The sequence below is a fragment of the Azospirillum sp. B4 genome (assembly GCF_000333275.1).
Lineage (GTDB): Bacteria > Pseudomonadota > Alphaproteobacteria > Azospirillales > Azospirillaceae > Nitrospirillum.
The window spans coordinates 1-11874 of record NZ_BACU01000328.1; the positions used below are offsets into that span (position 1 = coordinate 1).

At 66.3% G+C, this 11874-nt stretch carries 15 protein-coding genes; 5 read left to right on the top strand and 10 right to left on the bottom strand.

Translation table 11 applies throughout. From position 1 onward, the window contains the following. Positions 1 to 157 precede the first annotated feature (157 nt). From rnc to rpoZ, 7 genes are all read right to left on the bottom strand, one after another. Positions 158 to 883 carry a ribonuclease III gene (gene rnc / locus I55_RS14745; protein WP_044561348.1) on the bottom strand — a complete coding sequence of 242 codons (726 nt, stop codon included), beginning with the start codon at positions 881 to 883 and terminating at the stop codon, positions 158 to 160. 4 nt (positions 884 to 887) lie between these two features. After that, complete coding sequence (gene lepB / locus I55_RS14750) at positions 888 to 1661, bottom strand: signal peptidase I (protein WP_044561349.1); 774 nt, start codon at positions 1659 to 1661, stop codon at positions 888 to 890. A gap of 57 nt (positions 1662 to 1718) precedes the next feature. After that, entirely contained in the window at positions 1719 to 2177 is a 459-nt protein-coding gene (acpS, locus tag I55_RS14755; protein ID WP_044561350.1) for a holo-ACP synthase, read from the bottom strand. Beyond that, positions 2177 to 2923: a pyridoxine 5'-phosphate synthase gene (locus I55_RS14760; RefSeq protein WP_044561351.1), complete on the bottom strand. Its 747-nt coding sequence runs from the start codon at positions 2921 to 2923 to the stop codon at positions 2177 to 2179. Before I55_RS14760 ends, acpS begins: the two co-directional genes overlap by 1 nt. A gap of 1 nt (position 2924) precedes the next feature. Continuing rightward, a complete protein-coding gene (locus tag I55_RS14765; RefSeq protein ID WP_148293745.1) occupies positions 2925 to 3518 on the bottom strand; it encodes a DUF2062 domain-containing protein in 594 nt (197 codons plus the stop codon). Positions 3519 to 3651: 133 nt separating this feature from the next. Further along, positions 3652 to 5829, bottom strand: coding sequence for a bifunctional (p)ppGpp synthetase/guanosine-3',5'-bis(diphosphate) 3'-pyrophosphohydrolase (locus I55_RS14770; protein ID WP_044561352.1), 2178 nt, complete (start codon positions 5827 to 5829; stop codon positions 3652 to 3654). A 147-nt stretch (positions 5830 to 5976) separates the two neighbouring features. Continuing rightward, positions 5977 to 6363, bottom strand: a complete 387-nt coding sequence (gene rpoZ, locus I55_RS14775) for a DNA-directed RNA polymerase subunit omega (protein WP_044561353.1) — start codon at positions 6361 to 6363, stop codon at positions 5977 to 5979. Between the two features lie 271 nt (positions 6364 to 6634). Between rpoZ and I55_RS14780 the strand changes: the two genes are divergently transcribed. Continuing rightward, positions 6635 to 6979 carry a plastocyanin/azurin family copper-binding protein gene (locus tag I55_RS14780; protein ID WP_049974146.1) on the top strand — a complete coding sequence of 115 codons (345 nt, stop codon included), beginning with the start codon at positions 6635 to 6637 and terminating at the stop codon, positions 6977 to 6979. A 57-nt stretch (positions 6980 to 7036) separates the two neighbouring features. Here the strand turns inward: I55_RS14780 and I55_RS14785 are convergent, their stop codons facing one another. After that, positions 7037 to 7747 carry an anti-sigma factor domain-containing protein gene (locus I55_RS14785; protein ID WP_044561354.1) on the bottom strand — a complete coding sequence of 237 codons (711 nt, stop codon included), beginning with the start codon at positions 7745 to 7747 and terminating at the stop codon, positions 7037 to 7039. Then, entirely contained in the window at positions 7744 to 8253 is a 510-nt protein-coding gene (locus I55_RS14790) for a sigma-70 family RNA polymerase sigma factor (RefSeq protein ID WP_044561355.1), read from the bottom strand. The genes I55_RS14785 and I55_RS14790 overlap by 4 nt, the downstream gene beginning before the upstream one ends. 176 nt (positions 8254 to 8429) lie before the next feature. Here I55_RS14790 and I55_RS14795 point away from each other — a divergent pair, with 176 nt between their 5' ends. Together I55_RS14795 and I55_RS14800 are read left to right on the top strand one after the other, a co-directional pair. Continuing rightward, on the top strand, positions 8430 to 9308 hold the full coding sequence (locus tag I55_RS14795; protein ID WP_044561356.1) for a DUF3034 family protein: 879 nt from the start codon (positions 8430 to 8432) through the stop codon (positions 9306 to 9308). A 21-nt stretch (positions 9309 to 9329) separates the two neighbouring features. Continuing rightward, positions 9330 to 9794: a group 1 truncated hemoglobin gene (locus I55_RS14800; protein WP_044561357.1), complete on the top strand. Its 465-nt coding sequence runs from the start codon at positions 9330 to 9332 to the stop codon at positions 9792 to 9794. A 62-nt stretch (positions 9795 to 9856) separates the two neighbouring features. Here the strand turns inward: I55_RS14800 and folK are convergent, their stop codons facing one another. After that, on the bottom strand, positions 9857 to 10342 hold the full coding sequence (folK, locus tag I55_RS14805; protein WP_044561358.1) for a 2-amino-4-hydroxy-6-hydroxymethyldihydropteridine diphosphokinase: 486 nt from the start codon (positions 10340 to 10342) through the stop codon (positions 9857 to 9859). A 283-nt stretch (positions 10343 to 10625) separates the two neighbouring features. On the opposite strand from folK, the gene I55_RS14810 reads away from it, so the two are divergent. Both I55_RS14810 and I55_RS14815 read left to right on the top strand, forming a co-directional pair. After that, on the top strand, positions 10626 to 11210 hold the full coding sequence (locus tag I55_RS14810; RefSeq protein WP_044561359.1) for an NYN domain-containing protein: 585 nt from the start codon (positions 10626 to 10628) through the stop codon (positions 11208 to 11210). Positions 11211 to 11250: 40 nt separating this feature from the next. Continuing rightward, complete coding sequence (locus I55_RS14815; protein WP_199902599.1) at positions 11251 to 11838, top strand: uracil-DNA glycosylase; 588 nt, start codon at positions 11251 to 11253, stop codon at positions 11836 to 11838. The last annotated feature ends 36 nt before the right edge of the window (positions 11839 to 11874 follow it).

Here is an 11874-nt window from a genome sequence, read left to right on the forward strand (position 1 = left end):
GGAAAGCGTCCTGCGCGGTGCCACTGGCGCCACCGAGGCCTCACACGACCTGTCCGGCGCCGCTCAGGGCCTGACCCATCGCTCCGAAACGCTGGCGACCGCCATCAGCCGCTTCCTGGATGACGTGCGCTCCGCGTGATCGGGGCGCCCTCGCTGGTCAGGGCGCTTCCAGGCGTTTCAGCAGCTGCAGGGCTGCAGCCTTCTCCGCCGCGCGCTTGGACGGGCCGCTGGCCATCTCGCTGCCCTTGCCCTGCACCGCCACGCGCACGGTGAACACCGGCTCGTGATCCAGGCCGGTGCGCGACACCTGCTCATAGACCGGCAAGGGCAGGCTGCGGGCCAGCGCCCATTCCTGCAGGGCGGTCTTGGGCTCCACCGGCGGCAGTTCGGCGGCATCGATGCGGCCGGCCCAATGCGTGCGGATGAAGGCGGCGGCCGCGTCCAGCCCGCCATCCAGGTAAAGGGCGCCGATCACCGCTTCGCAGGCGTCCGCCAGGATGGCGGGCTTAGCGCGGCCACCACCATCGGCCTCCCCCGGCGCGAGACGCAGATAGCGGCCGAGGTCCAGGCTTTCGGCCACGCCCGCCAGGGCCTCGGCGCGCACCAGCGCCGTATGGCGCTTGGCCAGGCCGCCCTCGTTCTCCTCGGGGAAACGCTCCAGCAGCCAGGTGGCGATGACCAGCCCCAGCACGCGGTCGCCCAGGAACTCCAGCCGTTCATAATGGCCGGAGGCGGCGCGGGGGCCACGACCGATGCCGGCCACGCTGGGATGGGTCACCGCCTCCAGCAGGTGGCGCACCTCGGTGAAGGTGTGGCCCAGGGCCTGGGCCAGGGTCGCGATATCGGCACCGCCGGTGTCTGGCGGAGCGGCGGGGGCGCCCATGGCGTCAATGCGCCTTGTTGAAGATCTGGCTGAAGCGGATGCCCGTCGGCCACTTCCAGATTTCCCAGAAGCGCACGCCCTCCTCCAGCGAGAAGAACTTGAACTGGGCCTTGCCCACCAGGTTCTCCAGCGGGACGTAGCCGACAACGTTCAGGACGCGGCTGTCCTGGCTGTTGTCGCGGTTGTCGCCCATGCAGAAGATGTGGCCCTCGGGCACGGTGTAGACCGGCGTGTTGTCCAGCCCGCCCTCGTCACCCATGATTTCGATGATGGTGTGCTTCACGCCGTTGGGCAGGGTCTCGATATAGCGCGGCACGCTGCTCTGCCGGCCGAACGGGGTCTCCATGGTGTAATCGTCGATCCGCTCGCGCTTCACCGGCTCGCCGTTGATGTGCAGGATGCCGTCGATCATCTGGATGCGGTCGCCGGGCAGGCCGATGACGCGCTTGATGTAGTCCTGGCTGGTGTCGGTGGGCAGGCGGAAGACGACGACGTCGCCCCGTTCCGGCACGCTGCCCATGATGCGGCCGTGGAACAGCGGCAGCCCCAGCGGCAGGGAGAAGCGGCTGTAGCCATAGCTGAACTTGGACACGAAGACATAATCGCCGATGAGCAGCGTCGGGATCATGGAGCCCGAGGGGATGTTGAACGGCTCAAACGCCACGGTGCGCACGCCCAGCGCGATCACCAGGGCATAGATGACCGTCCGCACCACGTCGCCCCAGCTTTCCGCCTGCGGTTGGGTGGCCGCGCGGCCGACGCGATCATTCTGGCTCATGGAACGAAACAACCTCATGGAGTGGGTGGCACCGATCTAGCGATCCCACCAGGATTTTCAAGCGATACCGTCGTCGGCCGGCGCGGGTGTCGCCGTGATGATGACGAAGGCTTCCGCCATCGGCGGCTCATCGGTCAGCGTCAGGTGTATGCGGGCCACCATGCCCGGCGGCGTGATCGCCCGCAACCTCTCCAGGGCGCCGCCGGTGAGACATAGTGTCGGCTGGCCGCTGGGCAGGTTGACGACGCCCATGTCCTTATGGAACACGCCCTCGCGGAAACCGGTGCCCAAGGCCTTGGAGCACGCCTCCTTGGCGGCATAGCGCTTGGCGTAGCTGGCGGCGCGGCCGTTGGACTTGGCCCGGCGGTCCGACTTCGCCTGTTCCACGTCGGTGAAGACGCGCTCGACGAAGCGCTGCCCGAAGCGCGCCAGCGTCCTTTCGATGCGGGTGATGTCGATCAGGTCGTTGCCGATGCCCAGGATGACGCCGCCGGGCTGGATAGCGCCAAGGGACATTAGCGGGCCTGGTCCATCAGCGCCCGCATCTGGCGGATGGCGGCCTCGAGCCCGACGAAAACGGCCTCGCCCACCAGGAAATGGCCGATGTTCAGCTCCCGCACCGGCCCCAAGGCGGCCACGGGCCCGACGTTGTCGAAGCGCAGGCCATGGCCGGCGTGGCATTCCAGGCCGATGGCGGCGGCATGGTCGGCCGCCACCGCCAGGCGCGATAGTTCCGCCGCGACCTCGTCCGCATCCTCCGCGTCGGCATAGCGGCCGGTGTGCAGTTCCACCACCGGGGCGCCGATACGCCGGGCGGCATCCAGTTGCGCCTTTTCCGGGGCGACGAACAGCGACACCCGCACGCCGGCGTCGTTCAGCCGGCCGATGATGGGGGCCAGGTGGTCATAGCCGCCGATCACGTCCAGCCCGCCCTCGGTCGTCCGCTCCTGCCGGCGCTCCGGCACCAGGCAGGCGGCGTGGGGGCGATGGCGCAGGGCGATGGCCAGCATCTCCTCCGTCGCCGCCATCTCCAGGTTCAGGGGCAGCGAAATCTCCGACATCAGACGATCGATATCGCTGTCACGGATGTGCCGGCGGTCTTCGCGCAGGTGGGCGGTGATGCCGTCCGCCCCGGCATCGGCGGCCAGGTGGGCGGCGCGCAGCACGTCCGGATGGGCGCCGCCGCGCGCGTTGCGGATGGTGGCCACGTGGTCGATGTTGACGCCCAGGCGCAAGCGCTGGCTCTGGGATTCAGACGTCATATCAATCTCCGGCCGGCCTGGGCTCATGCGCCAGGACCGGGTGTTGGTGGCTGGCGGCGATGCGGTGATGCTTGTAACGCGCGATCACGGGTCGCAGCACCAGAAAAACCAGGGGCCAGGTCAGTGCGGCGGACAGGAAGCCGCCCACGGTCATGGGTGCCACCACCTGCCAGGCGCTATGCCGCAGCACGCTCCACGACAGTTCCATGGGGCCATCGCCGTGTGGATGCATATGCAGGGCGAAGCAGCCCAGGCGATAGGTCGCCAGCCAGATGAAGGGCCAGGTGACCGGGTTGCCGAACAGCGTGCCCAGCAGCGAAGCGGCGATGGACCCGCGCAACAGCCAGGCCAGGGCGATGGACAAAGGGAAATGCACGCCCATGAAGGGGGTCATGGCCATGGCCACGCCGCTGGCGAACCCGGCGGCGATGCCATAGGGAGTCCCCGGCACACGGCCCACGCGGTGCATCCAATACCGGCTGGCCCTGCGCCAGCCCATCCGGGGCCAGAAGGTTTCCTTCACGGCTTTGGCGAACGGCCTTTTTTCACGTCGGCGGAACATTAGCCTTCTGCCTTTGGGTGAATGGCGGGGCATGGCGGTCCCCGGCAAACCTGCACTGTTTTAGACCTGGGCGCGGCGCCATGCCAGCGCCGTATAACCTTCGTCTAGGCCGTTCGCCCCACAGAAGACGGACGACCCCTCCCCTGCGTTGTTTCCGCCATGGCCCTCAGCGGCCCCGCGCCCGGTCGACGGAATTGATGACTGGCGTGGCCCGCAGCGCGGCGATGATATTGGTCAGATGTTTCACATCATGCACGTCGATATCGATCAGCATCTCGAAAAAGTCGGTCGTGCGGTGGGTGATCTTCAGGTTGGTGATGTTGCCGGCGTTCTTGCCGATGACCGTGGACACCGTGCCCAGGCTGCCCGGCTCGTTCGCCACCACCACCGTGATGCGGCCCACCTTCTCATCGCCGTCGGCGTCGTTATCCCAGGAGACGTCGATCCACCGCTCCGGACTGTCGTGGAAGCTCTCCAGCGTCTCGCAGTCGATGGTGTGGATGGTGACGCCCTTGCCGGTGGTGACGATGCCGACGATGCGGTCACCCGGCAGCGGGTGGCAGCAGCGGGCGTAGTGCACGGCCATGCCGGGGATCAGGCCTTTGATGGGCAGCGGGCTGTCCTTGCCCTTGGGCTTGCTGGTCTTGCCGCGCGTCAGCTGGATGATCTTCTCATCCGGCGTGACCTGCTGCACCACCTTGTGACCGGGGAAGACGGCGTTGAAGACGTCCCGCGCCCCGGCCAGGCCGGCGCCGATGGCGGCGATCAGGTCGTCGACCGACTGGTACTGGAAGATCTTGAGGACGCCGTCCAGCGCCTTGTCCGTATAATCATAGCCCTCGTGGCGGAAGATCTTCTGGATCATCGCCCGGCCCAGCTCGATATGCTGGGCGCGCTGCTGGGTGCGGATGTAACGGCGGATGCGCGCCCGGGCCTTGCCGGTGACGACGAAGTTTTCCCAGTCCGGCGACGGCGTCTGCGCCTTGCTGGTGACGACCTCGACCTGGTCGCCATTCTGCAGCTGGCTGCGCAGCGGCTGGATGCGGCCGTTGATCTTGGCGCCGACGCAGGTGTCGCCGATCTGGCTGTGCACGGCGTAGGCGAAGTCCACCGGCGTGGCGCCACGCGGCAGGGCGATCAGGTCGCCCTTGGGCGTGAAGCAGAACACCTGGTCCTGGAACAGCTCCAGCTTGGTGTGCTCCAGGAACTCTTCCGGCCGGACCGCGTGCTCCAGGATGTCCAGCAGTTCACGCAGCCAGCGATATTGGCGGCCTTCCGTCTTGGGCTGGCTGCTGCCATCCGACTTGTAGGCCCAGTGCGCGGCCACACCCAGCTCGGACACTTCGTGCATCTCGGCGGTGCGGATCTGCACCTCGATGCGCTGGCGCTCCGGCCCGATGACGGTGGTGTGCAGCGAACGATAGCCGTTGGGCTTGGGCGTGGAGACGTAGTCCTTGAAGCGGCCGGGGACCACCGGATAATGGGCGTGGATGACACCCAATGCCTGATAGCACTGCTCGATGGAATCGACCGTGACGCGGAAGGCCATGACGTCGGACAACTGCTCGAACGTCACGTTCTTGCGCTGCATCTTGCGCCAGATGGAATAGGGCGCCTTGCGCCGGCCCGACACGGTGGCCTTGGACAGGCCGTTCTCGTGCAGGGTGTCGACCAGTTCATGGATGATGCGGTCGACGCGGCCAGCCCCCTGCTCCTCCAAATCCTGAAGGCGCTTGGTTATGCTGTCATAGGCGTCCGGGTTCAGTTCCTTGAACGCCAGCTCTTCCAACTGGTCTTTCCAGCGCTGGATGCCGATGCGCTCGGCCAGCGGCGCGTAGATCTCCAGCGTCTCGCGGGCGATGCGCTTGCGCTTCTCCGGCTTGGACAGGTAGTGCAGCGTCTGCATGTTGTGCAGGCGGTCGGCCAGCTTCACCAGCAGGACGCGTATGTCCTCCGACATCGCCAGCACCAGCTTGCGGAAATTCTCCGCCTGCTTGGACTGGTCGCTCTCCAGGTTCTGCAGCTCGATGCGCGACAGCTTGGTCACGCCGTCCACCAGCCGCGCGATCTCCGGCCCGAACAGGCGCTGCACCTCGTCCAAGGTGGTCAGCGTGTCCTCGACCGTGTCGTGCAGCAGCGCCGTGATGATGGAGGCGCCGTCCAGCTTCAGCTGGGTCAGCAGCCCCGCCACCTCCAGCGGGTGGGAAAAGTAAGGGTCGCCGGAAGCGCGCTTCTGCGACCCGTGCGCCTTCATGGAGAAGACGTAGGCACGGTTGAGCTTGTCCTCGTCCGCGTTGGGATCATAGGAGCGGACCCGCTCAACCAATTCATACTGACGCATCATGGGCGACCTGCCCGGCCGGCACCCTGGGCGGGGGCGGCCTTGGCAAGCACGGCTCCCGCGATCCCAAGCCCTGGAATCAGGGAGCGGCCCGAAAGAGAAAGACCAAGGGGGACGGGACGTTCACGCACGACCTGCCCCACCACCGGCTCAGATGCCCTCGTCGTCGCCGAGGTCGTCACCCTGCGCCAGATCCTCGGCGGCCTCACCCTCGCCACCCAGGTCGTCGTCCTCACCGGCGGCGCCCTGCACGGCCCAGGCCTGCTCACCGGCCATCAGCTCGATGATCTCTTCCTCGGGCTCATCCTGCTCCTGGACGCGCTGATGCCCCTTGATCAGGGAATTCTTCAAGTGGTCCAGCACCACCGTCTCGTCCGCGATCTCGCGCAGCGCCACGACCGGGTTCTTGTCGTTGTCGCGATCGACCGACAGCGGCGCGCCAGCCGCCACGTCCCGCGCCCGCTGGGCCGCCATCATCACCAGCTCAAACCGGTTCGGAACCTTCAGGACGCAATCTTCAACGGTAACGCGGGCCATACCTTGCTCACTCCAACAACGAAATGGGTGCCGGGAATAGGGGCACTGAACACCATCCCATAGTTATAAGGGGCCGGTTTCCCGGTTGCAAGGAAGCCGACATTCCCCGCCCCCACTCTGTGACATGGATGCCACGCGCGAAGGCGTTGCGGGGAAAACGTCGCCAGGTCCCATTCAAATGCAAACGCCCCGCATCCAATGGACCGCCCGCGCCGTAATGCGGAAGGTCGCCCGAACCGGGAGACGACCACCCTTCGGATTGGAGACATCCATGCGCGCCTATCTCGCCATTTCTTGCGGCTGCCTCGCCCTGGTGGCGGCCTTGTCCTCGACCTTCGACGCGAAGGCGGCAACGGTTGTCGTCACCCAGAAAGGCCGCGCCTTCGTCCCCGCCCAGATCAAAATCATGGTCGGCGACACCGTCATCTTTCGCAATGAGGACGTCGTCCCCCACCATGTCGTCTCGCACACTCCCCTGTTCCCGTTCGACCTGGACCTGGAGCAGCCAGGCCAGGAACGGTCGCAGACCTTCACCCAGGCGGGCCAGGTGATCGTCGGCTGCGACCTGCACAGCAGCATGGAAGTGGTCGTGGACGTGGTAAAGGCGGCGCCGTAACGCGCCGCCTTCAGGAATTCCCCCGATGGCTGCGCCATCGGGGGCTGCCGGGGTGGATCAGTCCACCCGCCGCATCTCACCCGTGTACAGCACCGGCCCGGTGGGCGCCCCCGTGGGCGATCCGCCCTTGGGCTCCAGACTGATGGCCAGCACGACAGCCCCGCCCGCCAATGTCGTCCGCGGCAACGGCAGCCGCTTTCCGGCCTGAACCAAGCCAACGGCCCGGGGAGCGGCGCCCTTGGTGATGCTCCACAATTCCAGGTCCTTGCCGGCCGGGGGCTTCCCGGCCGCCAGCGGCGTCAATTCCACGGTTCCGCGGCTACGGCTCTCCACCAGCCAGGCCGGCTGGCTCTGCCCCTCTGCCGCCATCAAAGCCAGGTAGCGGGGCGCACGCTCCGGCACCACCGCGAACCAGGCCAGGGACGCCGCCAGGGCAGCGGCGGCTGCCGTCGACCACCGCCAGACGCCGGGAGAGCCCCAGGCGCGCCGCAGAACATGCACCGTCCCCCTGCCAGCCGGGCGTCCCGCTGGTTCCGACTCAGCGTTCAAGACGGCTTCGATCCGGGGCCACTGGTCGGTCGACGGCGCCACGGGCGGGGCCAGGGCGGCCAGGGGGAGCAAGCGGCTTTCCCAGGCCATCACGGCCGCGCGCAGATTGGGATGGGTGCTCAGCGCTTCCGCCACGGACCGGGCTTGGTCGGCGTTCGCCGTTCCCAACACGTATTCGCTGGCCAGTGCATCCAACTCTTCAGGGTGATCGGGAATCATGCCGCCAGACACTCCTTCAAGGAGGACAGGCCGCGCCTGATCCAGGACTTGACCGTGCCCAGCGGGGTCGCCAGGCGTTCCGCCACCTGCCCATGCGACAGCCCCTCCACGAAGGCGAGAACGATGGCGCGGCGGCTTTTCTCATCCAACCTCTGCAGGCAACGCGTCACGCCCGCGGCGTCGCGCGCATCCTCCAGGGCCCGCAGGGGATCCGGGGCGTCATCGGCGGCATCTGGGATGGTGTCAGTAAGGCTTTCCCGTCCCATGCGCCGGGCGGCGTCCAAGGCCCGATAGCGGACGATGGATGTCATCCAGGCCGGCGCCGATCCCATGCCGGTGCTAAAGGCCCCGGCGTTACGCCAGATCTGCAGGAAGGCGTCATGCAAGGCGTCCGCCGCCACCTCCGGCCGGCGCACGATGCGCAAGGCGATGCCATGCAGCCGCGCCGCCTCGCGTTCATAGATTTGGCGCAGCGCGCCCTGGTCGCCCTCTGCGACGCGGCCCATCAAAACCTCAAGACTGCTCGTCCCCGTCACCGCCCCACCTCCGTCCCCGTGACACGCCCAAGTCGTGTCCCCCCATCTACGCTGGAAACCGAACGTTGGATGAGTGTGCATCCAAATTCAATTGTGCGGCGTAAGGGGGATGATCCTTCTGAAACGCGACGGAGCTTTTGAAAGCGATGCGTGCTTATTCACTCCTCCCGGCCAGTCTTGGCGGGCTTTTACTGCTTGCCGGCCTGGTCAGCCCCGCCGCTGCCAACGACACCGGCGGGAAACTGCTGGCGACCGGCGGCGTAACCCAACTGGAGGGAGCCGCCGGCGGTGGCCTGACGCCATGGGCGGTCATCGGTGGCTACGACACCGCCGGTCAGGTGGGCGCCAACGCCTTTTATACCCGGGTGCAATCCGGCAGTTACAGCCTGAACAGCTATGGCGCGTTGGTTGGCATCGCCAATCGCGTGGAATTAACCGTGGCCCGGCAATCCTTCAACACTGAGGACGTCGGCGGCCTGCTGGGCCTGGGCAAGGGGTACACCTTCAACCAGACCATCGTGGGCGCGAAGGTGCGCCTGGCGGGCGACGCCGTGTTGGAACAGGACAGCTGGCTGCCCCAGATCGCCGTGGGCGCGCAGTACAAGCACAACGACCAGGGGGCCGTGCTGCGCGCCATCGGCGCCCGGCATGACGGCGGCACCGATTTCTACGTATCGGCCACAAAACTGTTCCTGGCGCAGAGCCTGCTGGTCGACGCCACGGTGCGCTTCACCAAGGCCAACCAGATCGGCATCCTGGGGTTCGGCGGCAAGGACGACAGCTACCATGTCGAGCCGGAGGGCAGTGTCGCCTATCTGCTGTCCCGCGATTTCCTCATCGGGGCCGAGTACCGCAAGAAGCCGGACAACCTGGCCATCGCCCATGAGGACGACTGGTACGACCTGTTCGTCGCGTGGGTCCCCACCAAGAACATCTCGGTCACCGTGGCGTTCGCCCCCTTGGGCAACATCGTCATCCGCGACCATCAGAACGCCGCCTACCTGTCGCTGCAGGTTGGCTTCTAAAATCATTCAAGGATTCTATCCATGCGCCCTCACCTGATGTTCACCGGGATTTCCCTCCGCGCGGCCGTGACCGCTCTCACCCTGGCCCTCACCCTGTGCGTCGGTCCCGTTGACGGCGCCCGCGCCGATGACGCGACCTTCCAGGCCTTCGGTGGAAAGGCTGGCTTGCAAAGCCTGATGGAGGATTTCATGGCGAACCTACTGGCGGATTCCCGCACCCGGCCGTTCTTCGAGAAGGCGAACCAAACGCGCATCAAGGCTCAACTGGTTGACCAGTTCTGCCAGGCGCTGGAAGGCCCGTGTCATTATAAGGGGTTGGACATGGCATCCGCGCACAAGGGCCTGCCCCCGATCACGCGGGAGCATTTCAACGCCCTGGTGGAGGACCTGCAAGACGCCATGGACAAACATCAGGTCCCGTTCACCGCGCAGAACAAGCTGCTCGCCAAACTCGCCCCCCTGCATCGCGACATCGAGCATCCCTGAGGCCAGCATCGGCCAGGGCGATGCCCCCGTCACCTATCGCGGCGGACGTCCACCCGCCGCGATCACAGCGGTTCCGTAACCTGGCCCGGCGGCAGCGCGGCGATCAACGCGGCCAGATCCAGGCCCGATACCGGATGACGCCATCCCGGCGCCAGGTCGCGAAGGGGCAACAGGACGAAGGCGCGCTGGTGCATGCGGGGATGGGGCAGCACGGGCACCTCCGTTCGCACCTGGCCGTGGTGGTCCAGCAGGTCCAGATCCAACCCCCGCGCCTCGTTCACCTCCCGGCGCACCCGGCCGAACGCCGTCTCCACCCGGTGCAGCAGCGTCAGCAGGGCAGCCGCGTCCAAGTCGGTCTCCACCGCCACGACGCCGTTGACGTACCAAGGCTGGTCGGAGGCCGGTACCGGCGCGCTGCGATACCAAGGTGATTGCGCCACGACGGCCAAGCCCTCCGCCGCCAGCGCCCGTACGGCGGCGACCACCACCTGCGGCGGACCACCGATTCCGGAGACAGACAGGTTGGAGCCCACACCGACCAGAATCATCCCATCCCCTCCCGTCGCGACGGGCCATCCTCAAGGGGCCGCCGACAGCCCCTTCCGTCCGGGCCACACATACTCGATCGGCCTAAATTCCGCCGAATTTCGCTTTTGGCACCCCCCAAATGGGGGATGCGTCTTTAAACCTCATGGCCGCGACCATATCTCACTTGAACCCGTTAACCCATTCACTTTATGTAAGAGCTTGTCTTGGCCGGGGAAAGCCGGCACGCTACTGATAATTGCGCTCGTTGCATTACTGTCCAATTCATATTCAAGGAATATAAAAATGCTGCATTACCCGGAGGAGCGGCTCGCTCTTTTTATTGATGGCGCCAATCTGTTCGCCGCCGCCCGCGCGTTGAACTTCGATATCGACTATAAGCGCCTGCTGAATTTTTGTGGAAAGAAGGGCCGCCTGATCCGCGCCTTCTACTATACGGCACTGGTCGAGGATCAAGAGTACTCGCCTATCCGACCGCTGGTCGATTGGCTTGACTATAACGGCTACACCATGGTCACGAAGCCGACCAAGGAATACACGGACGCGTCCGGGCGCCGTAAGATCAAAGGCAACATGGATATTGAGTTGGCCATCGACGTCATGGAGATGGCGCAGCATCTGGATCACATCATGCTATTCTCCGGCGATGGCGACTTCCGCCGGCTGGTGGAGGCGGTTCAGCGCAAGGGCGTGCGCGTCTCGGTGATCAGCACCGTGCGTTCAACCCCGCCCATGATCGCCGATGAGTTGCGCCGCCAGGCCGACAACTTCATCGAGCTGATGGATCTGGCGCCCGACATCGCCCGCGCCCACGCCCCCCGCCCGCCGGTGGACCACGCCCAGCATCTCGACACCACGCCAATGGAATGATATCCGGCGCCCACACGACACGTAACGGGCGCCGCTTCCCATGACTCAGTTCCTGACGCCGCCGGGGCATGATTGTCCGCTTTGCCCCCGGCTGGTGGATTACCGCCTGCGCAACCGCGCGGCCTTTCCCGACAAGTTCAACGGACCAGTGCCGTCCTTCGGCGGCCTGGACGCCCGTCTGCTGGTGGTGGGCCTGGCGCCGGGTCTGCGCGGCGCCAACTTCAGCGGCCGCCCCTTCACGGGCGATTACGCCGGCGACCTGCTGTACGCCACCCTGCTGAAGTTCGGCTTCGCCCGGGGGCAGTACCTGGAACGGGCGGACGACGGCCTGACCCTGCTCGATGCCCGCATCACCAACGCCGTGCGCTGCGTGCCGCCGGAAAACAAGCCGACACCGGAGGAGTCGCATAAGTGCCGCCCCTTCCTGGTGGCGGAACTGGATGCCATGCCCAATCTCAAGGCCATCGTGGCCCTGGGTTCCGTCTCCCACACCAGTGTCATCCGCACCTTCGGCCTGCGCCAGGCAGCCCACCCTTTCGGCCACGCCGCCCGGCACGACCTGGGGGATGGGGTGACGCTGTTCGACAGCTATCACTGCTCCCGCTACAACACCCACACGGGCGCCTGACCGACGCCATGTTCGAGGATGTGTTCAGGGCAGTGC

Coding starts and splice junctions, on each gene's coding strand:
- acpS (WP_044561350.1), bottom strand. CDS start 2,177: ATGTCCCTTGGCGCTATCCAGCCCGGCGGCGTCATCCTGGGCATCGGC.
- I55_RS14785 (WP_044561354.1), bottom strand. CDS start 7,747: ATGATTCCCGATCACCCTGAAGAGTTGGATGCACTGGCCAGCGAATAC.
- I55_RS14815 (WP_199902599.1), top strand. CDS start 11,251: ATGACTCAGTTCCTGACGCCGCCGGGGCATGATTGTCCGCTTTGCCCC.
- rnc (WP_044561348.1), bottom strand. CDS start 883: ATGGGCGCCCCCGCCGCTCCGCCAGACACCGGCGGTGCCGATATCGCG.
- rpoZ (WP_044561353.1), bottom strand. CDS start 6,363: ATGGCCCGCGTTACCGTTGAAGATTGCGTCCTGAAGGTTCCGAACCGG.
- folK (WP_044561358.1), bottom strand. CDS start 10,342: ATGATTCTGGTCGGTGTGGGCTCCAACCTGTCTGTCTCCGGAATCGGT.
- I55_RS14780 (WP_049974146.1), top strand. CDS start 6,635: ATGCGCGCCTATCTCGCCATTTCTTGCGGCTGCCTCGCCCTGGTGGCG.
- I55_RS14790 (WP_044561355.1), bottom strand. CDS start 8,253: ATGGGCCGCGTCGCAGAGGGCGACCAGGGCGCGCTGCGCCAAATCTAT.
- I55_RS14800 (WP_044561357.1), top strand. CDS start 9,330: ATGCGCCCTCACCTGATGTTCACCGGGATTTCCCTCCGCGCGGCCGTG.
- I55_RS14765 (WP_148293745.1), bottom strand. CDS start 3,518: ATGCCCCGCCATTCACCCAAAGGCAGAAGGCTAATGTTCCGCCGACGT.
- I55_RS14795 (WP_044561356.1), top strand. CDS start 8,430: ATGCGTGCTTATTCACTCCTCCCGGCCAGTCTTGGCGGGCTTTTACTG.
- I55_RS14810 (WP_044561359.1), top strand. CDS start 10,626: ATGCTGCATTACCCGGAGGAGCGGCTCGCTCTTTTTATTGATGGCGCC.
- lepB (WP_044561349.1), bottom strand. CDS start 1,661: ATGAGCCAGAATGATCGCGTCGGCCGCGCGGCCACCCAACCGCAGGCG.
- I55_RS14770 (WP_044561352.1), bottom strand. CDS start 5,829: ATGATGCGTCAGTATGAATTGGTTGAGCGGGTCCGCTCCTATGATCCC.
- I55_RS14760 (WP_044561351.1), bottom strand. CDS start 2,923: ATGACGTCTGAATCCCAGAGCCAGCGCTTGCGCCTGGGCGTCAACATC.